The sequence below is a fragment of the Micromonospora ureilytica genome, from assembly GCF_015751765.1.
Lineage (GTDB): Bacteria > Actinomycetota > Actinomycetes > Mycobacteriales > Micromonosporaceae > Micromonospora > Micromonospora ureilytica.
The window spans coordinates 5673842-5699592 of sequence record NZ_JADOTX010000001.1 but is presented as its reverse complement, the minus strand read 5'-3'; the positions used below and the strand labels follow the sequence as shown (position 1 = coordinate 5699592).

Sequence of the window (25751 nt, the reverse complement as noted above, 5' to 3'; positions counted from 1 at the left end):
GAGGGAACCTCGGCCGCGTGTCAGCGACCGCCCGACGTCGGCCGGCAGTACGAGGCATCGGCCGGTCAGCCGTTCACCGCGGCCAGGCCCGAATCGTCCGGGTGGCGTAGCTGCACACGGCGCAGCAGTTGGGCGTTGAGCGCGACCACGATGGTGGAGGCGGACATCAGCACCGCGGCGACCGCAGGGCTCAGGCTCACTCCGGCCCAGGCCAGAGCCCCGGCAGCCAAGGGCAGGGCGACGACGTTGTAGCCGGCGGCCCAGGCCAGATTTTGGATCATCTTGCGGTAGGAGGCGCGCGAGAGCCGGATGACTCCGGTGACCCCGCGCGGGTCGGAGGAGGCGAGCACGACGCCCGCGGATTCGATCGCGACGTCGGTGCCGGCGCCGATGGCGATGCCGACGTCGGCGCGGGCCAGCGCGGGAGCGTCGTTCACGCCGTCACCGACCATCGCCACCCGCAGGCCCCGGCGTTGCAGCTCGCCGACCGCCTCGTCCTTGTCGGCGGGCAGCACCTCGGCGAACACCTCGTCCTCACCAGGCCGGAAGCCCAGGTCGGCGGCGACCGCCTCGGCCACCGGCCGCGCGTCCCCGGTGATCATTACGATCTTGCGGATGCCCTGCTGACGTAGGTCGGCGATGGCTTGGCGCGCCTCGGGGCGGATCTGGTCTTCGAGGGCGAGGGCGCCGATGACGCGTGCCTGCTCGCCGTCGAGCCGCAGCAGGTGCAGTACCGCCGCTCCCCGCCGGGACCACTCGGCCCGGTGCTCGTCGAGGTCGCCGGGCGCCGTGGCGTCGAGTTCGCGCAACAGAGCCGGTCCGCCGACGGCGTAACTGATGCCGTCGACGTCGGCGCGCACCCCGCGACCGGTCAGCGACCGGAAACCGGTCGCGGTACGTCGGGTGCCCTGCTGGGCGGCGGCGGTGACGATGGCCCGTGCGAGGGGGTGTTCGCTGTCGGCCTCCACCGCCGCCGCGACGGCCAGTACGTCGGTCTCGCTGACGCCGGCGGTGGCGGCGACACCGGCGACGACGTGCTCGCCGCGGGTCAGGGTGCCGGTCTTGTCGAACAGCACCGTGTCGATGCTGCGCATCCGCTCCAGGGCCAGACGGTCCTTGACCAGGATGCCGCCCTTCGCGGCCACAGCGGTCGACAGGGCGATCACCAGCGGGATGGCCAGGCCCAGCGCGTGCGGGCAGGCGATCACCAGCACCGTGACGGTGCGGACGACGGCCTCGTCGAGGTTGCCGATCAGTGTCCAGATCAGCAGCGTCGCGGCGGCGGTGACGGTGGCGATGTAGAACAGCCAGGCCGCGAACCGGTCAGCGAGGACCTGCGCCCTGCCGCTGGACTGCTGGGCCTGCGCGACCAGGCGTTGGATGCCGGCCAGCGCGGTGTCCTCGCCAGCAGCTTCGACGCGCACCCGGATGGCCGCGTCGGTGGCCACCGTGCCAGCCACCACCCGGTCGCCGCGCTCGCGGCCGACCGGCCGGGACTCGCCGGTGATCATCGACTCGTCCAGCTCCGCGCGGCCGTCGGTGATACGCCCGTCGGCCGGCACCCGCCCACCGGGGCGCACCAGGACCACATCGCCGACGTGCAGGTCGTTGACCCGCACTCGTTCGGGCTGACCGTCACCGTCGAGGCGTTCGGCGTCGTCGGGCAGCAGCGCGGCCAGGGCCGACAGGGCGCCCTGGGCCTGCCCGATGGCCTTCATCTCCTGCCAGTGCCCGAGCAGCATGATGGTGACCAGAGCCGCCAGCTCCCACCAGAAGTCCAGGTCGAACGCGCCCAACGCGGTCGCCGCCGAGGCCACGTACGCGACGGTGATGGCCATCGCGATCAGCAGCATCATCCCCGGCGCCCGGTCACGGACCTCCCGCACCGCGCCTTGCAGGAACGGCCACCCGCCGTAGACGAACACCACCGTGCCCAGCACCGGGCCCACCCAGTCGACACCCGGAAAGTCCAGCCGATAGCCGAACCAGTCCATCACCATGGGACTGGTCACCACGATCGGCACCGTCAAGACCAGACTTAGCCAGAACTTGCGACGGAACATCTCCGGGTCGTGCCCGGCGTGCTTGTCATGCCCGCCATGGCCGCCGTGCCGGTCCACGGTCTCACCCAGGGTCCGCATCCGGTGGTGCTCGTCCTCGTGCGACATCCTCATCGCCTCCTCACCCTCAAGATACCCCCGGGGGGTATATCGGTCCAGGTGTGTCGATGTTCCGCACGTCACCCACGCCAGGCCAGCATTTGTCAGCGACGCGGGACAGGGGAGCGCAGTTGGCGACTTCGCCACCAAAGGAGCAGCGGCCGGCATCGCGCCAGACGTGATCGCCGACCAAGAGCGTCGGTGCGACACGGTCTATACGTCGCCGCCAGCCTCGCGCCCGGACGGCCCAGTTGCAGAAGGCCCGGAGAGCCCGGTATCGCCCCCAGGCACTAGCGCTCCGCGTCTCCAGGGCATGGAAGATGCGGATCTTGAGGTCACGCTCGTAGGCGTTGAGGTGGAGCGAGTTGATCTTGGCCATGCACGGAGAGTAAGAAGGTGTTCACAGTCCTGGCTAGACAAGAAGAAGCCCCCTGCCGGCTGTTATGCCTGGCAGAGGGCTGTCTGTGCGCCCGAAGGGACTCGAACCCCTAACCTTCTGATCCGTAGCCAGAAGTGGAGGGTGACCCTGACCTGCACTTATGTCAGTTTGCCCGGATTCACTATGTTGCATTGTCGACGGAACGTGACGCCAGACCGCAGTTCCGTCCCCCAAGGTGCCCCCCGGGGGGCACGGTTCCTGCGGTCCGGCGCCCGCATCTTGATCTGCTGGCGGGCTATCCGCCGCTCGGCGTGTTTGACTCGCCAGGTCCTCGATCACCACCGACGGGTTGGCGCCGCGGCGGTCGGCTTCCTTGGCCACCCACATGCCGTCGGCGGGATGCGCGTTGCCCGATCACCACTCGCTCTGCCATCAGACGGATACCTGCCGCACGCCTGCGCTGCGGTCTCGCCACCTGCCCGCCGAGGTCTTCATCATCCGGTGGAGCATCCCGCCCGGTATGGATCCGACCGAGCCGAGCCGTCGCCTGGGCGGATCCTCACTAAAGGCTACCTCTGGTCGCTCTTCGTTACCGTCGACCAGCGTCAGCGGCGGACGTCCCCCTGAGGGTACGAGACACCCCGCCCGCCGAGGATCAGCTAAGCCCCTCGATTTCGGCTACGACTGGCACGGTGAGTTGTACGGCGATCGGTGAATACAGGTCGACGTCCTGCGTGGCTGTGCGAAGCGAGACGATGAGGCTGTAGCGCAGGGGTAGGTTCGCTCGGTCGCCGCGTTTGTTGTTCTTCCACCAGCCTCCGACCGGATGTACGGCGATGAGGCTGCAGTCGGCGAGAGCTGCGCCATATCCTTCCCAGATGTCTTGGTGGAGTGAGCCAAGGTTGCGCTGGTTACCCCCGACAAGCCAGCGTTCCGATCCGCTGGGTGGGCGGGCGCCTGCTTCCTCGTCCTGCGCTTCGCGATTGATGCGCGCGACGAAGGCGTCGACGGGCTCAAGGGGTGCATTCAGCTCGAACCTTAAGCCGTGTGAGGCATAGGCGTAGCGCCGGCGCCAGCCTCGTCGGGATGCAGTCGGTTCGATGAAGTAGGACAAGGTGACGCGGAGTTGGACGGTTGCCTCGGCGAGTTCGCGAAGCGTCTCAGCCGGCCAGGGCAGCCGGTGCAGCCGAAAGCGTCGGGCAGCGTGGTCTCGGCCGTCGAACGGAACGAATTCGTCCTGGGTCACGAGGGTGACAGCGTTGGTGTTGGAGGCGAGGACCGAATTTTCGGTCGGTACGCCCCAACCGTAGCGGCGCAGCATCGTCTGCCGGACAGCCTTCGTTGTTGCGCCCTGCACATCGGCTTTCATTGCCGGCGTCCACTCGGCCGCATGGACCAGCAGCCCTCGAATAGTCTCCGGCCAGTAGGACGGATATGCCGCCATGGCCTTCGCCGCGAGTCGGGCCGCTTGCGCCGTAGCGGCACTCGTGGCGTTCGCTGAGGCGAGGGCGAGGTCGTCCCGGGCTGAGGTGGTACGGACACACACGAGCGGATGTCCGTCGTGAAAGTCGACGCCGTCACTGAGGACGTTGCCACCTTCCATACAGATGTCCGGTTTGATCGGCCAGGCCCGGCTGGCGAAGGACACCGACGTGCGGCTATGCGGGGAGAGTTCGCCTTCGCTGGCGAGCGCCGTCCAGTTGTCGAAGGTTGGGTCCGTCGGAGGCGCGGTCAGGTCGGTGTATGCGCCCACGGTGAGCGCGTTCCAAGCATGCGCCGGGTCCTCAATCTCCGATATATCGCACAGTTCTCGGTGGTCAAGCCCCCGCGGCCGGTCACGCACGTTGCCAGCCGAGATCAGGAACAAGCGGGCGGCGCTGAAATCGGGCTGACCGAGGAGCGCAATCCCCGAGTCGGACTGACCGATGTCGGTGCCGATGCTCAGCGCATCGATCGCCGCCGACCACAGCGAAGGCTCGCCGGCTCGCGCCTCAGGTGGTGCAGTAATCGGCATGCAAAAGGCACGTTGTCGGCCCGGTGCTGAGGCCTCCGCAGCCGCTGCCGCCTGCGCCGTGATCAATCCATAAGCCGCTGGGTCGTTCGTGGCCGGCTCGTCGGGCAACATCTTGACCGACTCAAGCCGATGCGTCAGCGTAACCAGCCCTTTTCCCCACAGCAGATGGTCGAGAGGACCGTAGAGAGCGAGCCCAGCCATCAAGGTGCCATGACCCCGCCGGTCCTCGCCGCTGTCGCCGACCACCGAATGCACGTCGCTGGGGTCGATCGACTCTGACAGCAGCACGTGGGAACGACGCGCACCGCTGTCGAGGTGACACACGACGGGCACCCCGGCCGGGGCGAACTTGGTGCGTTCCACCAGGTCTGTTGTCAGCTCGTCCTGGTCATCCCGGGAGTAGTCCTCGACCGTGTCGACGAATTCAGGGCGCCGGATTTCGGCGACGGGGACAGCGGTGAACGGCAAAGCGTGCAGGTCGTCCCAGCGGGCCTGTAGCCAGACCACCGTGCGGTCAACGAGGTCCATGCGCCGCTGAGACATCCGGAAACGGTTCGCAGCTGCGAACGCGCGGAGGAGTTCCACTCCGGTGTCAGTCCGGGTCAGCCAGATCTCCCACCAGGCCAGCCCTGTCGGCGGGTCATCGGCGGACTGCCAGAGGTCGAGGAGCACAGCCCGCCGGATCGAGGCGATGTTCGCGACAAGCGCACGCTTCTGCGGCTCCCCGGTGGGTGTGTTCCGCTCAAGAAAATCCTCGAAGATCTTCAGGAAGGTCCCGCGGTACGCATCACTCACCCAGACCACGGCGCTTTCGGGCCGATCTCCGATGGCCGGGTTGACAGCCAACAGCAGCCACTGCGGACGCTTCACGCGATGGGACGACATACGCTCGAGCGAGTCCAGCTTCAGTGGGAAAGCCGGATCCGCTGCATCGAGCACCAGGATGATGCCGAGCGCCTTGAGTTCCTCCAGCGTGAGGTCGTCGGCTACCGCGGCGCGTTCAACATCTGCTTGATGCAGGGAGCGTTCGAGGTCTCCGCGCAGCTTGGTCCCATGGGCTCGCCGTTCCACATCCCGGATTCGCGGGTTGCCCCCGCCACTGCGGTTGAAGCTACGGTCCTCGGCGCGACCAGTGACGGTCAGATGCGCCAACGGCCGGGCCGGGCTACTCACTGCCCGCCGCTCGGCGTTCCTGCAATGCCTCGGTTAGGTCAGCGACCGTGACCTGCTTTTCGCCGCGCAGGATGGCCTGCTTCGCGGCAGTTTCGGCGGCCTTGACCAACTCGGCATGACTCAGCCCGGATGCCTGGGCTTGGACCGCCGCCCATCTAATGCCCCGCCCCATCGGCCCAAGCCGGGTCTTCATGACCTCCGATGCCTGCGCGCCGTCCGGCAGCTCGTATCTGATCGCAACATCGAAGCGACGGAACAGCGCATGGTCAAGGATCGACCGATGGTTCGTAGCAGCCACGACAATGCTTTCGGCGTTAGCCTGCTCAAGGAAGATCAAAAACGAGTTCAGAATTCGGCGAGCTTCTCCGACGTCATTGCCGCTTCGATGGCCGCCAAGGGCGTCAAACTCATCGAACAAGTAGACCGCCCGCTGGGACGCCGCAGCGTCGAACACTGCGCGCAGCTTGCTCGCCGTCTCGCCAAGGTACTTGCTGAGCAGGCTATCCAGGCGGATCGTCAACAGTGGCAGAGCTAGCTCGTGAGCGATCACCGCTGCAGTCATTGTCTTGCCCGTGCCTGGGGGCCCCTCCAGTAGGAGTCGATGGGCCGGTGCGAACCCGTGCTCCGAGAGAGCCTGCCGTTGCCGTTGTTCATGAAGCACGCGAGCGATAGCGTCCTTCAACTGCGGCGGACCGACCAGGTCGCGGAGAGACACGTTCGGGAATGCCGCTGTAACCAGATCGGCCAGGTCCCCGCGCGGGCGGGCGATAGCTGTGACCTTGCTTGCGACCGGCTGGCTCCGAGCGCCTTCGATTACCCGCTTGAGCTCGTTAGCCAGCGTTCCGTGGCCCTGGCGGGCCGCCTTTGCCGCGACCTGAAGGGCGACAGCGTAGAAGGCGGCATCATCACCGGCGGCGTGATTGCGCACGAGCGCCTTGATGTGCTCGCCTGACGCCGTCACAGACCGCCCCCTTCCACCAACCTCAACTTACCCAAGTGGCTCGATCATCTGTAGCGATAAAGTTGGACCGGTCAAAATTTACCACTACGATCTGACGTGTGCCAGCAGGGCGCGCTCGACGCGAAGACAGCCGATTCCGGGATCAAGCCGAGATACTCGCCACCCGGCTGCGAACGCTGCGCACAGAGCGAGGGCTGACCCAGGAGCAGCTCGCAGGACGCGCCCAGGTCGCTGTCTCAACCCTGAGAAAGATCGAGTCGGGGAGGGTGATCGAGCCCGGCTATTTCACAATGGTGTCCCTCGCCAACGCTCTAGGCATAGAGCTTCGTGAACTTTCCTGGTCGCACGACTCGCCCTCAATCGGTCAACTCGGCGCGTAGGGACCCTGCCGTGCCCGGATCGAGAAGAGGGGGCAAAGTGAGGACGAGCATGAGCGCCCGACCGCGACGCACCGGGTCCTGACGCGGGGATTGTCCCGTTCGCCCACACCTCAAGTTCGTCGCGCGGGAGCGGTTCGCGTGCCGTAGCAATCGAGCCTCGCACCTGAACGAGGGAATGCGGACAACCAACACAGCAGGGGAAGCCTCTGATGACACTCCGCAAGGATCAGGTGAGTTCCGACGGCTCGCGTGACCCCCTGGGGGGCACGAGAAACGCCCCCCAGGTCGATCATTCTCGATCGCCTGAGAGGCGTTTTAGCAGGTCAAACCCTGTGCGCCCGAAGGGACTCGAACCCCTAACCTTCTGATCCGTAGTCAGATGCTCTATCCATTGAGCTACGGGCGCTTGTGCTCAGCCAGTCTACACACCCGGCTTTCGCGCGGAGACTCCGGGATTCGAACCCGGGAGGGGCTTTAAGACCCCAACCGCATTAGCAGTGCGGCGCCATAGACCAGACTAGGCGAAGTCTCCCTGGTGATCCTCAGACCACCGCGCCCGAGGATACAGGTCGTCACCCACCGGGGGCAAAACGACTTCCGGGGTACGGCCACCAGGACCCGCCCGCTCCGGTGATTCCCCGCTGTGCGACGGCGTGATCGGGACTACGCTCCATCGATATGCAGGAGCAGCCGCCCAGCGAGTCGACCCGTCGAGAGCCTGCTGAACGAGCGCGTGGGCGCTCTCCACGGGCCACCTTCCGGCCGCCGACCGTCGCCGAGGAGCTAACCGAGCCGGTGGAGCCCGCAGAGTCGGCGGCGACGCCGGCAGCCGCCCCGGCGAGCCAGCGTCCTCGACGGGCCAAGGCTGCCCCGGCGGTGCTGTTCCAGCCTCCGGAGCCGGACCGCCCCCTGCCCCGACAGCCCCGGCCCGCACCGGCCGAGCTGACCGCCGACGCGAGCGCGGAGCAGCTCGAAAAGCCGAACGGCGACCAACCGGCCCCCGTGTCAGGCATCGCATCGACACCGCCGAAGGCCCGGACCGCCCCTGTTCGCAAGGCTGCCCCCCGAAAGGCAGTCGAGACGCCTGCCGAGGTGACCCCGGCCACGCCGACACCACGCAGGCCCGCCGCAAAAACCACCAAAGCCGCAAAAACGACAGCCGCGAGCACCACCGAAGAGGCAAGCGCCACCACACCAGCGACCCCGGTCAAAGCCGCGAAGATCACCAAGCGCGCGGCCACCCCACGCAAGAGCGCCAAGCCCATCCCCGAACCCGTGGCCGCCCAGCAGACGACACCTGCCGACCAGCAGCCGACAGCCGCCGCGCAACAGACGACAGCCGCCGCGCAGCAGACAGCACGCGACACGAACCAGACGACACCTGCCGTGCGGCAGGTTGAGCCGGCTCTGGGGCGTACCCCGGAATCGGAGCTGCGCGCGATCGCCGCGCGCGTGCTCGACCACCCGGGCTTCGCGCCGGAGCTGTTGGCTCTGGCCGCGGTGCGGGCGCTGGGGCCCGGCGCGGCCGGGTGGGCCGCGGGGTTGCGCACCCGGTATCCGGACGCCTCCGCGGACGGCCTGGCCCGGTTGGCGACCCGGCGGTTCGTCCGCTCGGCGGGTGCGGGTGGGGCGACCGCCGCGTTGGCGGGCTTCTTCGCGCCGTTGGCCGAGTTGGCGGCTGTGCTGTGGACGCACTCGGAGTTGGTGCTGCACCTGGCTGCGGCGTACGGCAAGGATCCGACGCATCCCGACCGGGTCGTCGACCTGCTGGTGCTGACACAGGTGCACCCGGATCGGGCGAGCGCGGCGGCGGCCCTGGCCGCCGCCGAGACGGCGGGTGACCCGGTCGAGGGGGCGTGGCCGCGCGCGGCAGAGGCGGCGTGGCGGTTGGCCGCGCCACTCACGGCGCAGGCCGGCGGTTGGGTGGCGTTGCGGCTGGTGGCCCGGTTGCTGCCGGGTGCGGCGGTGCTCGCGGCGGCGTTGGGTGACGCGGCGGCGGCGGACCGGCTCGCGGCCCGAACGGTGGCCGTCTACCGACCCGACCGGCGGCCCGCTTAATCGGCCGCCGCCACCATTACCGGACTCAACTCTCCGCGCGGGGTGATCCGGGCAGTTCCGGATCGGTGCTTTCCCGGTGGCCGTCAGCGATCGACCACCGGGAACGCTGGTCAACCGGCCCGGTAGGAGAGGTAGTAGCCCTCGTACGGCCAGCTGTGGAAGTTGTTGAGCTCGGACGCAGCGCCGGTGCAGTCGGAGGTCCGGTAGCCAGAGACGGAACCGAAGCCGTTCCAGCCGATCGCCCAGATCGCCTCGGCCGGGACCGGGCGGCAGATACCGTCGGGCGTGGCCTGCCTGCCCACGATGATCTGCGTGTATGCCTGGTAGAAGACGAGGCCGGTGTCGGGAACCTTGAGCGTCTCGACAGCGGCTGCGGGCGACGCCGGTATCGTCACGGCCAGTGTGGCGATCAAGGCGGCGGCGAGACCCGCAGCGATTCGGCTGGTAAATCTGCGCATGAGCTTCCCTTCCTAACGGTGTTCAGGGACGGGACCGGAGCTCGTTCAGCCCAGGGATAGATTTACTTGCATCGATTATGTTCCCCGTGTCAAGCAACCCGCCGCTGACCGCTGTCGCTGAGCGGCCCGAACGCAGAGCTGGCTGCGAGCTGGTCGCCTGCTACCCGAGTCGCGGGGGCGTTCGGAGGTGGCCGAATCGGCCGGCGGCCGCAGGTCCTTGACGGTGCAAATTTCCCGCGGTAGCGTGAGTTAATTCATACCCATCAATGGAAGTAGGTAGCCGTGCTGTTGAAACCCTTCGCCATCGCCGGGGTCATCGCAGGTGTGCTGGCTGTTGCCCCTCCTGCCTCGGCGGCACCCCAGTCGGGGGCGGGCGTCTACCCGCCCGGGAACTGCCAGCCGGGCACATTCTGCGTCTGGCCCCACTGGGATCACCCGAACGGGGTTCCTACGGCGACTCCGTCCCTGGTGACCACCACGGAGTGGAGCGGCAACATCACGGGTTTCAACTACTACAACTACACGAACCGGAACGCCGAGATCAGCTGGTCGTTCACCACCCAGGGAATGACTCTCACCGGCACTGACTGTGCTCCTCCTGGTGACGGATTCTTCTACGTTCCCATGACCGTGACGAAGGTGAGTTGGCGGACGCGCGTCTGCTGAATCCCGCCGTTTTCTGCCTACCCGGATTCGGTACTCCCGCTTTCCGCCGCCGCCCGGCGTTGACCAGTCACAGCCAGTCGAACCACTCCCGGGGCAGCAGCGCGTAGCCGACGAAGGCGAACACGTCGAGCACTGTGTGCGCGATGACCAGCGGCATCACCCGCCGGGTGCGCAGGTAGAAGAGGCTGAACACGACGCCCATGATCGCGTTGCCGACGAACGCGCCGAAGCCCTGGTAGAGGTGGTACGAGCCGCGGAGCAGCGCGCTGGCCGCGATGATCGCGGCCAGCCGCCACTGGAGTTGGCGCAGCCGGGTGACCAGGTAGCCGACCACGATCACCTCTTCCAGCACGGCGTTCTGCACGGCGGCGAGGATCAGCACCGGGACCGCCCACCAGACCGGCGGCAGCGCGGCCGGCACCAGCGTGGCGTTGAGGCCCAGGTGGGCCGCCACCCAGAACAGCGCCAGCCCGGGTAGCCCGATCAGCGCCGCCAGGCCGGCTCCGCGCGCCAGGTCCTGGCCGGGCCGCCGGGCGTCCAGGCCGAGGGTCCGCCCCGGGTCGCCGGGGTCACGGCTGAGCAGGTGTACGGCGAGCAGCACTGGCAGCAGCGCGAACACGATGCCGAGCAACTGGTAGGTGAGGTCCAGCCAGGGGCGGGCCGACGCCGAGGTGTTCAGCGAGGCGGTCTGCTTGGAGAGCGGACCGTCTGCGGTCAACTTCGCGATGATCGACACCATCGCGTAGATCGCGGACTGGCCGAGGGAGAGGCCGAGGACCAGCAGCGTCTCGGTGCCCAGCAGTCGGCGGGACACCGGGCGGGTCAGCTCAACGGTCACCGCACCACTCTGCCCGACGTGGGGTGCCGGTGACATGACCGACCGGCCAGCATGAGTCGATCGCACATTCTGTGCGACCAGTCGACACTCTCCGTGGAGATTCTATGGGCGCCCGATCCGTTGCCGTCTGGAGAAGGAGCGTCCGTGGACAACCTCGCCCGGTTGCTGAAGGAGAGTTGGACCCTGGTCGAGGACGACCGGGTCCGGCTGAGCGGTCACTTCTACGCTCGGCTGTTCCTGCTCGACCCCGCCCTGCGGCAACTTTTCCCGGTGCAGATGACCGGCCAGGGCGACCGCCTACTCGAAGCGATCATCACGGCGATCCACACGGTCGACGACCCGGAGAGCTTCGACGAGTTCCTCCGGGCGCTGGGCCGCGACCACCGTAAGTACCACGTCGACGAGCGGCACTACGCCACGATGGGCGTCGCGCTGCTGGACGCCCTGCGCAGCACCGCCGGCGACGGCTGGAACCTGGAGTACGACCAGGCGTGGCGGGAGGCGTACGCGGCGATCGCCGGCCTGATGGTGGCCGGTGCCGCCTCGGACGACGACCCGCCGTTCTGGCACGCCGAGGTGTTGACCCACGAACGGTACGGCCCGGACACCGCCGTGCTGACCTGCCGGGCGTTGCAGCATCCGCTGCGTTGGCAGGCGGGGCAGTACGTGAGCCTGGAGGTGCCGCGCTACCACCCCCGGGTCTGGCGCAACTATTCAGTGGCGAACGCCCCGAACGACGACAACGTGCTGGAGTTCCACGTGCGCTCTCCGGGGGCCGGCTGGGTGTCCGGGGCGTTGGTGCGTCGGGTGCGGCCGGGTGACCTGCTGCGCCTGGCGGCTCCGATGGGGTCGATGACGCTGGACCGCGCCTCGGAACGGGACATCCTCTGCGTGGCCGGCGGCGTCGGGCTGGCGCCGATCAAGGCGTTGGTGGAGGAGTTGGCCACCTTCAACCGGACCCGGTGGGTGCACGTCTTCTACGGCGCCCGACAGGCGGGCGACCTGTACGGCCTGGCCGGGTTGCAGGAGTTGGTGGCCGTACACCCGTGGTTGTCGGTCACACCGGCGTGCAGTGAGGACCCGGACTTCGACGGCGAGCAGGGCGACGTCCCGGAGGTGGTGGCCCGGTACGGGCCGTGGACCACCCACGACTGCTACGTCTCCGGCGCCGCCCGGATGGTCCGGTCCACCCTGCGGGTGCTCGCCGCGGACGACGTGCCACCGCCGCACATCCGCTACGACACCTTCGGTGACCTCTAGACGTTCCTCCCCCCACACCGGGGCGCGTGCCCCCGCCCCCTGGGGCACGCGCCCCGGTCCCTTCTTGGTCAGTAGCGCCAGGGGTGCCCGGACTCGCGGTATTCCTCCACCGGCACCAACGGCACGCCGGGTGCCATCCGGTCGACGTAGAGCCGGCCCTCCAGGTGGTCGACCTCGTGTGCGACCAGTCGGGCCATGCCGAACTCGAACGAGGTGATGACCCGGCTGCCGTCCCACTGGGCGTGCTCCACGTCCAGACGCAGGGGCCGGGGCACCAGACCTCGGTGGTCGAAGAAGGAGAGGCAGCCCTCGTACTGCTCGTCGGTCTCCAGGTCGGCGTCGACCACCCGGGGGTTGAGCAGCACTACCGGCTCGGCCGACCGGTCGGGGGGTCGCACCACGGCCGCCGCCCGGTCGATGCCGAACTGCGGGGCGGCGACACCCACCCCCTTGCTGAACGGGTGCAGCTCGTCGAGCCGGGCCAGGGCCATGGTGAGCCGGTCGACCACGTCCCGGGCGACGTGTTCCTCCGCGGGCAGGTCGAACGGGCGGGCGCGCTGGCGGAGCAGGTCGGCCCCGCGTTGCACGATGCCGAGGCCGCGCATCCGGTCGCTGGGTCGGACCCGGGCGCCGCCGGGGCCGGTGTCCGGTTCGGTGTCCGGGCGGGCGCGGAACCGCCACTGCATCCGGTAGCGGGCGTTCAACGGCGGGTCGTCGGTCTGCCAGTCGTAGACCGCCCGGTCGCCCTCGTCGTGACGCTGCGGCGCCGTCCGCAGCGGGCCCTCCTCCGCGCTGAGCGAGGTCTCCACGCCCCAGACCTGCGGGTCGAGTGCCGCCGGCAGGTCCAGGCGTACGGCGAGCTGCCGGGTGGGCAGCCGGACGGCTCGTTGGAACCAGGGGCCCCACTTGTCGTGCCCGACGCTGTACGCGTACTCGATGGTGGCCCGGTCACCCGGGTAGAGGGGGAAGCGCCGCTCCCCGTTCTCGAAGAGCAGCCAGATTTCCTTGAACGCGTCCCGATCGTGTTTGGCTCGCCAGTGCATCGGCTCCGGGTCGCCGCCGCCGTCGTCTCGACGGGCCTGTATCTGCAGCTCGGCGAATGTGAGGGGATGCTCCCGGTGGTGCCGGTTGGAGCGGCCGGGGTCGTTCGGGTAGCGGTCGACGGCGACCCGGACCAGGTAGCGGGTGACCGGCTCGGTGCCGGCGTTGTACAGCTCCCGGTGGATGACGCACCGGTAGCCGTCGTCGGCGTGGGTGAGGGTGGCCACTTCCCGTTCCACGACCAGGCCGGTGCCCGGTGGCAGCCACTGCCCCGGCAGGTACGGCTCGCGGTGCGGCTGACCTGCCCGGGCGTGCCGTAGGTCGTCGTACTCCCGGAAGCGCTGCCAGATCGCGCCGCTGGCCTCCAGGACGGCCTCCGCGCGGCGGGCGAAGTCCTCGGTCGGGCGGTGCCGGCGCCCCTCGACGTGGCTCACGTAGGACGGGTCGAACCCCATCAGGACGGCCAGTTGCTTCTTGGACAGCCCGCGCCCGGTCCGTTGTCGGGCGAGTTCGGCCGCGAAGGAGTCGGCAGCCCGTTCGAGGGGTGAGGTCGTCATCAGCTTCCTCGGGGCCGGGGATACAAGTTTCACGTTCCGTACGCGAACACACACGCATGTGGCATGTTTTCGACACACCGCTTGACAATTCACCGATGACCGTCGATCGTGCGGCAGCGTTTTCCAGCACTGACTCCGGGTAGTACGCGGAGCGCTACTCCCGTCGGGTGCGGATGGTGACCTGGGCGTCAGGGATTTGACCAAGGTGAGCCTTCCCTTACGCCCAGGGGCTGGTTAGGCTAGCCTTAGCTCAGGACGGCACTGGTTCGTCCGCCGGGGCGCACTCCTCGGTCACACAGACAGTCGGTCACACGGACAGGGGACGACTCAGGTGACAGCGGTGATGCCACGGCGCGAGGCCGCCACCACGCCGCTGGCCCCCGTCACCGCAGCGCTCCGGGCCATGTTCGGCACCGACGACCTCCCCGGCCTCGCCCGGGGCCTGCTGGTCGACGACGAGCTCGGCTGGGCGCCCGCCACCACCCTGATCGACGGCAGCCGCCTGCCGGAGCTGCTGAACGGCGCCGCCGTCCGCTGGGGCGGCACCCCGCACGCCTGCGCCGCGCTGGCCTGGAAGTCGTACAGCTACTGGGCCGCGTTGCCGGTCGTGCTCGGCTGGGCCTCCGCTCGCCGGGTGCCGCTGCTCGATCCGACCGACCTGCTGATCCACTTCGAGGACCACCGGCAGCTGCTCACCATGGGCCTGCGCCGGGGCACCACCGTGGCGGTGCTGCCGAACGACCCGCTGGCGCTCGCCGGCCTTCCGGAGGTGCGGGTCGTCGCCGACGAGGCGGAGCTGCTGGCCGCACTGCGCGCGTCCCTGCTCGACGCCCACCTGGCGCCGCTCATCACGGCTATCCAGTCCGAGGTCCGGGTGGGCACCCGGACGCTGCTCGGGTCGGTCGCCTCCGGCATCGCGCACGGCATCCTGCGGGCCGCGGACGGTCTGCCCGGCTCCACGGTGCAGAGCATCGACACCCTGCTCGGCGCACTCGACCTGACCGACCTGATCGAGCTGGTGCCCGGGCCGGCCGGGGAGCCGACCGTGCAGCGGCGCACCTGCTGCCTCGCCTTCACCCTGCCCCGGCCGAAGGTCTGCCAGGGCTGCTGCGTCCGCTAGACCGCGCTGGGCCGCACGGCTCGGCTCAGTCGGTCAACGACCGGACGTCCCACACCCACACGCCGCCGGTGAAGACCGGTTGGATCCCGGTCAGCTCGGTCATCCCCCGCCGCAGCGCGGCCTCGTGCTCGTGTGGCCCGAGGATGACCACCCCCGCCCGCCAGTAGCGCAGGTCGTCGACCGCCCGGACCCGACTCTGTGGGGTGATCGGCGGCACCGCCCCGGTACGTCGGATGGTGGCGAAGAAACTGCTGGTGGGGCGAGGAGTCGCACCGAACAGCGCGACCTTCGGCGGGTCGGCGTTCGGCCGGGTGTCCGGGCCGAGGAAGTAGCCCCGGGCCAGCGGCATGTCCAACCGGGTCGCCGCCGACCAGCGCAGCGGCTCCGCGTACGTGGTGTCCGGCAACGGCAGGGTCACCACACTGCGCCCACCGGCCACGTACGGACGCCACGCCCCACTGGTCACGAAGCTGGGAACCGGGTCGAGGTGAGCCACGGGCAGCGGGGTGGGGACGATCGGCAACAGGGCCATCGTGAGCACGGTGGCGGTGACGAAGCGGATCTGCCCCCGGGCGGCCGGGTGCGCGCCGGCCAATTCGCGGGCCCGCTCGGCACCGTAGGCGAGCAGCAACCCGATGATCGGGGTGATCGCCAACGCCCAGCGCGTCGGCACCACCGAGTGCAGGATGGGCAGGTTCTCCAGCGCCGCCCAGGGGCCTGGCACACCCGTACCCCGGTTGTTGAAGCGGACCTCTCGACCCAGCGAGAGCACCGCGAAGAGCAACCCGAGCGCGGCCAGGGCGAGCACCACTATCGAGCGGCGCAGCCACCAGACCAGGGCGATCACCAGCACCAGCAGCGCCCAGCCGAAGAAGCTGTTCTCCTCGGTCGGGTTCTTGGCCAGGCCCGCGGCGGTGCGCGCGCTACCGGCGAGTGATTCCCGGGAGTACGCGACGAACGAGGCCAGGTCGCTGGAGTAGCCCCGGATCAGGCGGGACAGCCCGGAGTACGCGTCCGGTCCGAAGAACTGGACGTAGAGGGGGTACGCCAGCAGGAGCCCGGCGACCCCGGCGGCGACGGCCAGGCCGGCGAGGAAGGTTCGGGCCCGCGAACGCAGATCCGCGCGGCCCACGGCGAGCACCGCGATGATCACGCCGAGCCCGATCGCGGTCATCAGCAGGATCTCCAGGTTGAGGAATGCCTGCCAGACGATGACGAGCGCGAGGAGGACCCCGTTGCGCAGCCAGCGGCCCGGTTCGCCGAGTCGCAGCGTGCGCCAGATGATCAACGGGACGACGAACTGCGACACGATGTTCGGGTGCCCATTGGCGTGCGACACCATGGCCGGCGCGAACGCGCAGAAGCCGGCGCCCAGCCACGCCGGCCCCCGGCTGCCGATCAGCACCCGGGAGAGCACGAAATACCAGGCCGCGGCGGTGGCGATCATGCCGACGGTGAGAAAGATCAGAAATGATGCCCGCGGTCCGAACAACAGGGTGACAGGCGTCATTGGCAATGAAATGGATAATACGGACGTATTGGCCATCAGATTCACGCCGTCGGGGACGTTCATCTGATTGGAATGGAATGGATACGCAAAGTGCGTGACGACTCGCGCTCCGTGGGCCATCATCCATTCAAACTGCGACTGATCGGACTGGTTGTCCCGCACATCGCTGCCCGGGTCCAACCAGAGTCGGCCGGTGACCCACAGGCCGAGCACCACGAAGCTCAGCACGGCGGTCAGATCGGCCCACCTCCCCCCGCGGGCAGGCCGAGCGACACCGGAGGCCCCCTCCGCCGACGACGCGGCGGCCGGGCCGCCACTGTCGCTGGGCACGTCCGGTTCAGGAGTAGTCATGACAATTCATAGGGTAGTCAGCGTATGGGACCGCCGTGACATGTTTCGGGGTACTGCCGTACTATGTGCCGGGTTCGCCGACCGCCGATCACGAACCCACCCCCCCGACCACAATTCGGCCACCCCGATGCCTCGATTCTTTCGCCGTCCCAGCGGATGATTCACTCTGTCGGTCCAGGCACGGGTCGAGTTCATATCGTGAGGAATCGACGCATGGCAGAAATCACTGGGGATCAGCGCGTTCAGTCCGAGGTGCTGGAAGGCCTTGCGACAGCTGTCAACCACCGTCGCTGGTTCATCGAACTGGCCGTGCCGTACCTCGGCGACGACCCGATCGAGATCGGCAGCGGCCTTGGTGACTACGCGCTTGAATGGTCAGAGCTGCTGCCCCGGTTCACCGCCACCGAGGCCGACCCGGACCGGCTGGTGCAGCTCAAGGAGCGCCTCGCCGGCCGCCCGAACATCGACGTCCGGCAGATGCTGCTGCCGCACAGCGACCGGGGCGACTACAGCGCCGCGGTCTCGTACAACGTCCTGGAGCACATCGAGGACCACGTGGGCGCGCTGCAGAGCATGCGCGACCTGGTCCGACCCGGCGGCGCCGTGATCATCATCGTGCCCGCGTTCCAGTTCGCGATGAGCCCGGCCGACGTCGCCACCGGTCACGTCCGCCGCTACACGAAGAAGACCCTCGGGGCGGCGATGACCGACGCCGGCCTGACCATCGAGAAGATGCACTACGCCAACGCGCTCGGGCTGATCGGCTACTTCATGGCCACCAAGGTCTTCCGGCTGATGCCGAAGGAAGGCCCCATGGTCAAGGTGTACGACACACTCGTCCTGCCCGCCACCAAGGCCGCCGAGCAGCTCGTACTCCCGCCGTTCGGCCAGTCCGTCTTCGCCGTGGCCCGCGTCCCAGCCTGACCCCAATCCCGCGATCTTGCACCGTGCCTCACGGTCACGAGCAAGATCGCGGGGTACGGATCACTCCTTGATCTGGTACGTGGGGCGGATCACCGCCCGGGCCAGGGTGTGGAACGTGAGGTTGAAGCCGACGTAGGCGGGAGTGGCGTCCGGGGTCAGGTCCAGGCGGTCGACGTCCAGGGCGTGCACCGCGAAGACGTACCGGTGCGGGCGGTCACCGGGCGGCGGGGCCGCCCCGCCGTAACCCTGGTCGCCGTAGTCGTTGCGGACCGAGAACGCCCCGCCGAGGTCGGTGCCCGCCGCGCCGCCAGCCCCGGTGGGCAACTGGGTGACGTTGACCGGCACGTTCACCAGCACCCAGTGCCAGAAACCGCTGCCGGTCGGCGCGTCCGGGTCGTAGCAGGTCACCGTGAAGCTCTTCGTCTCGGCGGGGAAGTCCGACCAGGTCAGCTGCGGCGAGACGTTGTCGCCCCCGGTGCTGCCATGCGCGTGCCGGGCGTCCATCGGCTCGCCGTTCTGCACGTCGTCACTCGCCAGCGTGAACGAGGGCAGCGTCGGCAGCAGCTCGTACGGGTCCGGGGCGATCGGTCGTTCCAGGGTCATGGGGACGCGTCCTTCCGATGTGCGGAGATACCAGCCTCTTCTTACCCCGCCACGGCCCTCCCGACGACCCGAAGCACGCGCTGACAGACTGTGGTTTCGCAGAGCTACGTTTGAGGTCGGGCAACGTTCCTCAGGGGGACATCGTGGCCGGCATCTGGCGGGACTTCGTGGTAGCCGTCATCACCGCGTTCCGCCGCCGGGACGAGCAAGCCGTCGCCGACGACCGCCGACGCGCTGTCGAGCGACTGGCCGAGGAGACGATCCGCCGGGAGCGCCGGGCAACCGACCCGCCGGAGTGACCGGAACGCGGGGCACCGGACCGCTTCGCCGCTGACCGTCAAGATGACCTGATGGGGCGGACTTTCGGGGCACGACCGATGGCGACCCCGGAGACACACCGACCCATCCTGTTCGAGATCTTCTTTGACCTGGTCTTCGTCTTCGGCCTGATCCGGGTCACCACGTTCATGAGCCAGCGGCCCGCGCCGGTGACCTTGATGCAGGGATTCCTCGTACTCCTGCTGCTCTGGATCTCCTGGCTGGTCTACTCCTGGTTGGGCAACCACGTACGGATCGATGTCGGGTTGATCCGTGCCGGCGTCACCGTAGCGATGGCGGCCGTCTTCCTCGTCGCTCTCGTCATCCCCGACGCCTGGAGGACCGGACCGGGTACGACGGGGTCCCGGCTGATCCTGGTGCTGGCGTACATCGCGCTTCGAGTTGTCGACCTGGTCCTCTTCCGCTGGGTGGCGGCCGGCAACCGGCAGGTGCGCAGGACCATTCGCCTCTACGCCCTCTCCACCACGTTGTCCTGGATTCCACTCATCCTCGGCGCCGTGTTCGGCGGCACCGCACAGATCCTGCTCTGGGCGCTGGCCCTCACCATCGACATGGGCGGCGGGGTGGTCTCCTCGATGCTGAGCGGGTGGCCCGTACGCAGCCCCGGCCACTTCGCCGAGCGGCACAGCCTCGTGGTGATCATTGCGCTCGGAGAATCCCTGATCTCGGTCGCCGCCGGCGTCGGGATCCAGCGGATCCGTGGACCAATCCTGCTGGCCGCACTCCTCACCCTGGCCGTCACCGTGTGCCTGTACTGGCTCTACTCCGCGAGCGCGGCAACCTCCAGGCACGCGCTGACGACGGAGTCCGGGCTGCGGCGGGCACACGTCGGCGCCAACGCCTACAGCGTTGCCCACTTCCCGGTACTCGCCGGGACCATCTACGTGGCGCTGGGAGTCGAGCAGGTGTTGGCCGGCCTGGCACATGAGGAGCCCCACGGCATCTCGGACTGGATGCCCGCCGTCGCGTTGTTCGGCGGGACCGCCCTCTTCCTCGCGGGCCGGGCGGCGTTCCTGAGTCTCAGCGTCCGCTGCGTACGACCGGGGCAGTTCGTCGCTCCCGTCGTGGCGCTGTTGCTGCTCCCCGTCGGCCGTTACCTGCCCGGCCTGGCCGCTCTCGGCCTGCTCACCGCGTTCCTCGCCGTGCTGCTCAGCTACGAGGCGCGGACCAGGCAATCCGCTAGGAACGACCAGCCACAGAGTTCACCGGAGTGACCGGGCTGATCAACGCGCCCACCCAACGAACCGCTCGAACAACTCGCCAGCGGCGACGGCAGGCAGCTCCGCGACCACCACCGCGTGCAGACTGCCCAGGTACATCGACAGCCCGATCCGGTCCCGGCCGTACGCCTCGGACAGGCGTACTCGCGCCGGAGCGCAGGGCCACGGGGTGTCCTGCTCGCAGGTACGGCAGGTCCACTCCGGCCGTCGCGGGATGTGTTGGTCGGCGAGGCGGCTCGGCAAGACAGCGGCTGCCCGCTGACCCTGTGCCGCTCGGGCTCGCACGGCCGCCCTGGCGGTGGTGGGGACCTCACCCATCACCGGCCAACACCGCCGTTGCGATATTCGGTGGATCGCCGGCGGGCTTGAGCCAGCAAGCGGGCTCGGGCGGCCTCCTGCTCTGCCTGTTGAATCGCCGGACCGATGGCGCGCAACGGCGCAGGAACCGCCAGACGCCTGGCACGCCGACGGAGCAGGTTGAACGGCCACATCATCGCGGGTGCCCTCCCGTCTCAGGGGTGGCGGCATCGCCTCAAACCCGGGCAAGGCTGCGCACCCACTGCAATCGTGAGAACACGCTAAACAGCAACGATGGGCGCAAAGGGTACGCAGCGTACCCAGCGACAGGAGGTACCCCTACAGCTCCGGCACCGCGATCCGACTCTCCAACTGGATCGCCTCGGCGCGGATGGCCGCCGGTGCCTCCCGGGCCAACCGGCCCGCCAATTCCTGAGCCGCAGGTGAGTATCGGACCGTCTCCGGAGAAGTGGACTCCGCCAGGCCCAACAGGTGGAGCGTCGCCTCCCTCGCCCCCTCCAGATCGGCAGAGCGAGCAAGCTCGACGTAGTGCCGGCCCCGCCGTTCGGTCGACGGGATCGACGCCGGGTCGAGCGAATGCGCCCGCCGCTGTGCCTCGTCGGGGTCGCCCAGGTCGACCGCGCACATCACCGCGTACACGTCGACCAACGGCCGCGACACCCGAGTACGAAGGCCGACGAATCCTGCCGGCAGGGCCTGCTCGACCACCCGGCGAGCGGCATCCCAGTCGGACCAGGCGCCCTGGTCGCCGGTACGTGCCCGCGTCAACGCGGTACACAGGTGCAGGTCGGCCAGCATCTCGGCCCACTCACTGCCACCATCGGCGACTTGGGGCTCGATCAGACCGCGAGCCTCCTGCAACCGCTCCAACGCCTCGTCACCGCGACCGACCGCCCGCAGCAGGTGCGCCGCATACCAGGTGGATTGGGCAATGGCGAGGGGGTCGTCGGCATCGAGGGCCGCAGCCATGCCGCGGTCGACGGTCAGCCAGCACAGCTCGCGGTCACCGTGCCAAGCGAGGTAAGCCTGCGCGAGGTGATGCGCCTGGGCGAGCAGGGCGAGGCTGGCACGGCGGTCCTCGCCGGTGTGTAGCCGGGTAGCTCGCTGAGTGGCTGCGAGCAGCCCGGGAAGGATGACGCTCACCTCCGTGCGTTGGTGGCGGGAGGTGTGCCAGGTCTGCCACGCGGAGTCGACAGCGCCGCGCAGGTAGTCGGGTGACTCCGGTTCGCCAGACACGGAGATATGCCAGGCGGTGAGGGCACGACGGACATCTCCGATGGCGGGGTGACTGGGACGCCCGTCCAGAGACAGGGTCACCTGCGGCCCGAACAGATCACCGAGGTCACGCACGCCGAGGTGCGGGGCGATCTGCTGGGCGGCTCGCAACGTCAAGCTCCGACGCCCGTTCTCCACAAACTTGATCGTGGTCGGCGACAGGCCGGCAAGGCCGGCGAGTTGTTCGCGGGAGAGGCCGGCGGCTCGACGAAGCCGCTCGACGCGCTGGCCAGGAGTGGGTTGCTGATCCGCCATAAGGCACCTCGCCGGCTCGGGTACATCGTGTACCCCGACCGTACGCCCCAATGAGGCTGCGGTCGATGCCCGTGCCGTCCGCCGAGCGCCTCGGCCACAGATGGGCCTCTCCGGTCGAACCGGCGGCTGATAGCGGCGGCATCTCCACTCAAATGATCGACTTGGGTCCAGTTATCCCGGATACCCCTGAGCATGGGGACACCCGGACTTCCGGGAAATCGAATAGATCAAGTGGTGTGTCCTGATCGGGGTGAGGCAGGATTTAACCCACGAAGACCTCCCGCCCTACCGGCCTTGTAAAACGCACAACTCGAAACCCCTAACCAGCACAAAAGCCACCCGCCCCGTCATTGCAACACAGATACGACACGTGGCCTAATGCAGCGGGATGAGTTGCAGGCTTTCGGCGCGCTGCGGGGAACTCCTCCCCCTTGCGAATAGCTTGTAGTGTCCCTGCCGTGACTCAAGAAGACGCTACGAACGCGAACGAGCAAGAGGCCGAGATGCCTCCACATGCCGAGCCTCCCGGTGACAACCCACCTGATCCGATGATCGCTTGGGAGCGAATCGCAGCCGGCGTGGCTGGCCTTGCGGCTGGAGGTGCGGGTGGAGCGGCAGTCTTCATAACCGACAACCAGGCTGGCTCTGCGGCGCTCGCCCTCGTGGGGGCAGCCTTCCTCTTTGTCGCGGTTCAGGGTACGCCGCTCATCCGTATCGGGGCTGGCTCAAACAGCTTAGAGCTGGAACGTCGCAGACAACGCCTCAAGAGAGCGGTCGAGCGAGCGGAAAAGGAAGGAAACGTCGATGCCGCATATGGGATCATTGAAGGTGCTCGGATAGCCGAGCCCGAAATCGAAGAGCTGCCCGAATACCAGGCTCTGATGTACGAGGATTACCTCGCCACAGCACTGACCGGTCTAGGTGCAAGAGTCGCGCGCCTGAGAGTAGATCAATGGTTTGACATGTTGGCTCAGACAGCGAGCGGATCGGCAGCGGTGGTCGTCAAGTACAGAGAGCACGGCCCTCTCGGCTTGAAGGACCTTGAGAGAGCTGACTATGCGACACAAAGAGCAAGGGTCGGCGGGGTGCTGGTCGTAACGAACGCGCCCTTGTCAGGCGAGGTGGAGCAGTACAACGCCTCTCGATCGCCCGACGATCGTCCCATCGAAGCTGTGACCTGGAATGACGCTCGCGACAACGGTCTTCTTGCCCGGGCGCTAGCCCGTACAGCGAGACAGTAGGAAACCGGACTAATGGCCGAGAAGGTCTAAGTGGTCTGGCGACGAGCCAGCGTCACTGATTTAGCGGTCCCTTGGGAAGGGAGGACATCGAGATCAACAGTCAAGGCGTGCTATGGGCCAGCGTTTGGGTGTCCGCCGGGGTGCTGCTTTCACCACCTTGTTGATCGAGTACTTCGCAAAGCCGTGGCTCGAATTGCGGCCCGACGAGGAAACAGCCGAGTCCGCGAGCGCGAAGCGGCAACTTCCCCAGAGCAGCAGCCATAGCGGTCGCCCGGCCAGCCTCGCCTGCCCCAACTTTGCCGCCCATTTGCCGCGACGAGTGAGAGGCGGCGACCCTGAGCGGAACCAAGCGAGAACTAATCATCATTGAAGGACGCGTCCCCTGACCAGCGTTCGCGCTGGTCAGGGGCGTTTTTTTACTGTCCAGATGGGCGGAGGGTGTGGGATTCGAACCCACGAAGACATCGCTGCCCTATCGGTTTTCAGAACCACTTACCCCAAGCCGTCAACCTGCTGCTACGCGATCCGTCGCCTCTCTCACGACACGGCACGCGGAGCGTTGCGGCATGCTGTCGTACCCTTGTGCGAGTCGGTCTTTGGGGGTTGATGGGTGTGGTGTCACTAAGTGAGGCGTTTCCCTGGCGCGCACCAGGGTCGAAGCTGGACGGTGCCGCCAACGCCGCCATGATCAAACAGCTCGGCGCAATGCCCCTCCACCAACTAGCCGACCTCACCCGCTGGACGTACAACCCAAAACTGACCAGCGCCATCAACGCCGCCATGACCAAACAACTCGGCGCAATGCCCCTCCACCAACTAGCCGACCTCACCCGCTGGACGTACAACCCAAAACTGACCAGCGCCATCAACGCCGCCATGACCAAACAACTCGGCGCAATGCCCCTCCACCAACTAGCCGACCTCACCCGCTGGACGTACAACCCAAAACTGACCAGCGCCATCAACGCCGCCATGACCAAACAACTCGGCGCAATGCCCCTCCACCAACTAGCCGACCTCACCCGCTGGACGTACAACCCAAAACTGACCAGCGCCATCAACGCCGCCATGACCAAACAACTCGGCGCAATGCCCCTCCACCAACTAGCCGACCTCACCCGCTGGACGTACAACCCAAAACTGACCAGCGCCATCAACGCCGCCATGACCAAACAACTCGGCGATGCCAACACGGGCACATTGCTCGCACAGATCGGCAGCGCAGGCACGGCCAGTTTCGAAGCCTGGCGTGGCATCATTACCGCCGCCAAAGCATCCGCCTCGCGCGGGGTAGCCGAGGTCCTTGCCAAAGAAGCCCCTAGCCTCGTCGAGGATCCGGCCGGATGGGTGATCGAAGCGGAGGAAGCTGCCGGAGCAGGCAACGCACAAGCTGGGGACGCTCTCCTTCTGGTGCGGTACCTCTTCGGATGCTTTTTGCTTCTGACCGGAAAACTTAATCCCAAAGCGAAGACCATCGAAAAGTTTGGGAGTTTGCTTGCCCTGTCCACACTCCTGGGAGTTGTGGTTGGGACCATCGACGCCAACAGCCCAAAGACCTTGGAGAAATTAACTCTTTACGCGGGAATTCCTTCTGCAGCTATGGGCCTTTACTTCGGGATGATCGCTCTCCAGCAGATGCCTCGGCCTCGCAGGAGTAAGCCGAGCTTGAACAGGCGCGGAAACAGCAAGCCACGTACGAAGGTCTTGCAGCGCGTCCATCACAGATAACTTCCATCGCAGCAGAGTTGGCAATCAATGTGCTCAATTAGGGCGCTGGCTATCTCACTCATATCCGCAATCACCACCTCTGCCCCGACAGCCTGAAACGTCTCCACCTTGGCGGGTCGATTCGCGTAGCCGATCTCTCGCACTCCGGCGGCCTGCCCGGAGTTGGTCCGAATCCTGCGGCATCGTGTCGGGCAGCACTGCCGAGACACCAATAGGCGGATGTCCAACGCCGCTGCTGCGCGACCGGCCCCGGTGTCGGAGAGCACCTATTTGCGTGCCCGGCGGCAGGCACGCAAAGGCAGCGTTGACACCGGCTCAGCAGCGCTCCCCGCTGGCACACCGGCCATACGACCTGCGGCATGCCACCGTGTCGCTCTGCCTCAACGCCCGAGTGCCGGCTACCCAGTTCGCCCAATGGGCTGACACAGCATGCACGTCCTGCTCAAGGTCTACGCCTCGTGAATTGACGGGACAGGACGAGGTCGCGCGCAAGTGAATCGAGAGAGCGTTGGGCACCGACGACCAGGCCGAGAGAGCGCCGGGTGACGCCGACACGTAGTCGACACGACCAGTGAGACGCGGCGGTCCCCGAACGGGACTTAGTGAGACTGACTCGCCATTCACGGAAGCCCCCCGGCCAGCGTTCGCGCTGGTCAGGGGGTGTTTTTGCTGTCCAGAGGGGCGGAGGGTGTGGGATTCGAACCCACGAAGACATCGCTGCCTTACCGGTTTTCAAGACCAGCGCCATCGGCCACTAGGCGAACCCTCCTGGGCCGCCACCCGTGGGCGTACGGCCACGCATAGTCTGCCACGGCTCGCTTCGGGCGGCCCGGCGTCCCTCCCCGGTGCGCCGGCCAGCAGGTCTGTTGGGTCCACTGTGGGCTGGAGGGTGCGCCTGCGGCACCCGGTGAGATCGGGAAGAC

The 25751-nt window shown here is 67.8% G+C and carries 20 protein-coding genes and 3 tRNA genes; 10 read left to right on the top strand and 13 right to left on the bottom strand.

Going from position 1 to position 25751, the window contains the following annotated elements; translation table 11 throughout:
• Positions 1 to 65: 65 nt before the first annotated feature.
• The 3 genes from IW248_RS26075 to IW248_RS26065 all read right to left on the bottom strand — a co-directional run bounded on the left by IW248_RS26075 (position 66) and on the right by IW248_RS26065 (position 6686).
• Positions 66 to 2168 (bottom strand): heavy metal translocating P-type ATPase, encoded by a 2103-nt coding sequence (locus tag IW248_RS26075; RefSeq protein ID WP_196929053.1) that lies wholly within the window; start codon positions 2166 to 2168, stop codon positions 66 to 68.
• A 1025-nt stretch (positions 2169 to 3193) separates the two neighbouring features.
• Positions 3194 to 5704 carry a S8 family peptidase gene (locus IW248_RS26070; protein ID WP_196929052.1) on the bottom strand — a complete coding sequence of 837 codons (2511 nt, stop codon included), beginning with the start codon at positions 5702 to 5704 and terminating at the stop codon, positions 3194 to 3196.
• A gap of 13 nt (positions 5705 to 5717) precedes the next feature.
• Positions 5718 to 6686 carry an AAA family ATPase gene (locus IW248_RS26065; protein WP_196929050.1) on the bottom strand — a complete coding sequence of 323 codons (969 nt, stop codon included), beginning with the start codon at positions 6684 to 6686 and terminating at the stop codon, positions 5718 to 5720.
• A gap of 98 nt (positions 6687 to 6784) precedes the next feature.
• Between IW248_RS26065 and IW248_RS33915 the strand changes: the two genes are divergently transcribed.
• Positions 6785 to 7066 (top strand): helix-turn-helix domain-containing protein, encoded by a 282-nt coding sequence (locus tag IW248_RS33915; RefSeq protein WP_196929049.1) that lies wholly within the window; start codon positions 6785 to 6787, stop codon positions 7064 to 7066.
• A gap of 333 nt (positions 7067 to 7399) precedes the next feature.
• On the opposite strand, the gene IW248_RS26055 is transcribed toward IW248_RS33915, so the two are convergent.
• A tRNA-Arg gene (locus IW248_RS26055) sits at positions 7400 to 7472 on the bottom strand.
• A 35-nt stretch (positions 7473 to 7507) separates the two neighbouring features.
• A tRNA-Ser gene (locus IW248_RS26050) sits at positions 7508 to 7598 on the bottom strand.
• Between the two features lie 263 nt (positions 7599 to 7861).
• Between IW248_RS26050 and IW248_RS26045 the strand changes: the two genes are divergently transcribed.
• The gene (locus IW248_RS26045) at positions 7862 to 9124 is read left to right on the top strand and encodes a hypothetical protein (protein ID WP_231396445.1); all 1263 of its coding nucleotides are present in this window, start codon (positions 7862 to 7864) and stop codon (positions 9122 to 9124) included.
• A gap of 110 nt (positions 9125 to 9234) precedes the next feature.
• On the opposite strand, the gene IW248_RS26040 is transcribed toward IW248_RS26045, so the two are convergent.
• Positions 9235 to 9582 carry a hypothetical protein gene (locus IW248_RS26040; RefSeq protein WP_196929048.1) on the bottom strand — a complete coding sequence of 116 codons (348 nt, stop codon included), beginning with the start codon at positions 9580 to 9582 and terminating at the stop codon, positions 9235 to 9237.
• A gap of 468 nt (positions 9583 to 10050) precedes the next feature.
• Between IW248_RS26040 and IW248_RS33260 the strand changes: the two genes are divergently transcribed.
• Entirely contained in the window at positions 10051 to 10248 is a 198-nt protein-coding gene (locus IW248_RS33260; protein WP_231396444.1) for a hypothetical protein, read from the top strand.
• Between the two features lie 67 nt (positions 10249 to 10315).
• Here IW248_RS33260 and IW248_RS26030 read toward each other — a convergent pair whose 3' ends face one another.
• The gene (locus tag IW248_RS26030) at positions 10316 to 11086 is read right to left on the bottom strand and encodes a CPBP family intramembrane glutamic endopeptidase (protein WP_196929047.1); all 771 of its coding nucleotides are present in this window, start codon (positions 11084 to 11086) and stop codon (positions 10316 to 10318) included.
• A 144-nt stretch (positions 11087 to 11230) separates the two neighbouring features.
• Between IW248_RS26030 and IW248_RS26025 the strand changes: the two genes are divergently transcribed.
• Positions 11231 to 12346 carry a globin domain-containing protein gene (locus IW248_RS26025; protein WP_196929046.1) on the top strand — a complete coding sequence of 372 codons (1116 nt, stop codon included), beginning with the start codon at positions 11231 to 11233 and terminating at the stop codon, positions 12344 to 12346.
• 68 nt (positions 12347 to 12414) lie between these two features.
• Here IW248_RS26025 and IW248_RS26020 read toward each other — a convergent pair whose 3' ends face one another.
• Positions 12415 to 13944, bottom strand: a complete 1530-nt coding sequence (locus IW248_RS26020; protein WP_196929045.1) for a peptide deformylase — start codon at positions 13942 to 13944, stop codon at positions 12415 to 12417.
• Positions 13945 to 14287: 343 nt separating this feature from the next.
• On the opposite strand from IW248_RS26020, the gene IW248_RS26015 reads away from it, so the two are divergent.
• Positions 14288 to 15064: an IucA/IucC family C-terminal-domain containing protein gene (locus IW248_RS26015; RefSeq protein ID WP_124822460.1), complete on the top strand. Its 777-nt coding sequence runs from the start codon at positions 14288 to 14290 to the stop codon at positions 15062 to 15064.
• 25 nt (positions 15065 to 15089) lie between these two features.
• Here the strand turns inward: IW248_RS26015 and IW248_RS26010 are convergent, their stop codons facing one another.
• Positions 15090 to 16925, bottom strand: a complete 1836-nt coding sequence (locus IW248_RS26010) for a DUF6311 domain-containing protein (RefSeq protein WP_196929044.1) — start codon at positions 16923 to 16925, stop codon at positions 15090 to 15092.
• A gap of 213 nt (positions 16926 to 17138) precedes the next feature.
• Here IW248_RS26010 and IW248_RS26005 point away from each other — a divergent pair, with 213 nt between their 5' ends.
• Entirely contained in the window at positions 17139 to 17849 is a 711-nt protein-coding gene (locus IW248_RS26005) for a class I SAM-dependent methyltransferase (RefSeq protein ID WP_196929043.1), read from the top strand.
• A gap of 60 nt (positions 17850 to 17909) precedes the next feature.
• Here IW248_RS26005 and IW248_RS26000 read toward each other — a convergent pair whose 3' ends face one another.
• Positions 17910 to 18452 carry a YbhB/YbcL family Raf kinase inhibitor-like protein gene (locus tag IW248_RS26000; RefSeq protein ID WP_196929042.1) on the bottom strand — a complete coding sequence of 181 codons (543 nt, stop codon included), beginning with the start codon at positions 18450 to 18452 and terminating at the stop codon, positions 17910 to 17912.
• Between the two features lie 143 nt (positions 18453 to 18595).
• Between IW248_RS26000 and IW248_RS25995 the strand changes: the two genes are divergently transcribed.
• On the top strand, positions 18596 to 18751 hold the full coding sequence (locus IW248_RS25995) for a hypothetical protein (protein ID WP_196929041.1): 156 nt from the start codon (positions 18596 to 18598) through the stop codon (positions 18749 to 18751).
• Positions 18752 to 18802: 51 nt separating this feature from the next.
• A complete protein-coding gene (locus IW248_RS25990) occupies positions 18803 to 20005 on the top strand; it encodes a low temperature requirement protein A (protein WP_196929040.1) in 1203 nt (400 codons plus the stop codon).
• A 9-nt stretch (positions 20006 to 20014) separates the two neighbouring features.
• Here IW248_RS25990 and IW248_RS25985 read toward each other — a convergent pair whose 3' ends face one another.
• Together IW248_RS25985 and IW248_RS25980 are read right to left on the bottom strand one after the other, a co-directional pair.
• A complete protein-coding gene (locus tag IW248_RS25985) occupies positions 20015 to 20254 on the bottom strand; it encodes a hypothetical protein (protein ID WP_196929039.1) in 240 nt (79 codons plus the stop codon).
• A 393-nt stretch (positions 20255 to 20647) separates the two neighbouring features.
• Positions 20648 to 21859, bottom strand: a complete 1212-nt coding sequence (locus IW248_RS25980; RefSeq protein ID WP_196929038.1) for a helix-turn-helix domain-containing protein — start codon at positions 21857 to 21859, stop codon at positions 20648 to 20650.
• 458 nt (positions 21860 to 22317) lie between these two features.
• Between IW248_RS25980 and IW248_RS25975 the strand changes: the two genes are divergently transcribed.
• Complete coding sequence (locus IW248_RS25975) at positions 22318 to 23100, top strand: hypothetical protein (protein WP_196929037.1); 783 nt, start codon at positions 22318 to 22320, stop codon at positions 23098 to 23100.
• 606 nt (positions 23101 to 23706) lie between these two features.
• Entirely contained in the window at positions 23707 to 24828 is a 1122-nt protein-coding gene (locus IW248_RS25970; RefSeq protein ID WP_196929036.1) for a hypothetical protein, read from the top strand.
• A 682-nt stretch (positions 24829 to 25510) separates the two neighbouring features.
• Here the strand turns inward: IW248_RS25970 and IW248_RS25965 are convergent.
• A tRNA-Ser gene (locus IW248_RS25965) sits at positions 25511 to 25597 on the bottom strand.
• Positions 25598 to 25751 lie beyond the last annotated feature (154 nt).

Coding starts and splice junctions, on each gene's coding strand:
- IW248_RS26015 (WP_124822460.1), top strand. CDS start 14,288: ATGCCACGGCGCGAGGCCGCCACCACGCCGCTGGCCCCCGTCACCGCA.
- IW248_RS26075 (WP_196929053.1), bottom strand. CDS start 2,168: ATGTCGCACGAGGACGAGCACCACCGGATGCGGACCCTGGGTGAGACC.
- IW248_RS26040 (WP_196929048.1), bottom strand. CDS start 9,582: ATGCGCAGATTTACCAGCCGAATCGCTGCGGGTCTCGCCGCCGCCTTG.
- IW248_RS25970 (WP_196929036.1), top strand. CDS start 23,707: ATGGGTGTGGTGTCACTAAGTGAGGCGTTTCCCTGGCGCGCACCAGGG.
- IW248_RS26000 (WP_196929042.1), bottom strand. CDS start 18,452: ATGACCCTGGAACGACCGATCGCCCCGGACCCGTACGAGCTGCTGCCG.
- IW248_RS25980 (WP_196929038.1), bottom strand. CDS start 21,859: ATGGCGGATCAGCAACCCACTCCTGGCCAGCGCGTCGAGCGGCTTCGT.
- IW248_RS25990 (WP_196929040.1), top strand. CDS start 18,803: ATGGGGCGGACTTTCGGGGCACGACCGATGGCGACCCCGGAGACACAC.
- IW248_RS26005 (WP_196929043.1), top strand. CDS start 17,139: ATGGCAGAAATCACTGGGGATCAGCGCGTTCAGTCCGAGGTGCTGGAA.
- IW248_RS26020 (WP_196929045.1), bottom strand. CDS start 13,944: ATGACGACCTCACCCCTCGAACGGGCTGCCGACTCCTTCGCGGCCGAA.
- IW248_RS26010 (WP_196929044.1), bottom strand. CDS start 16,925: ATGACTACTCCTGAACCGGACGTGCCCAGCGACAGTGGCGGCCCGGCC.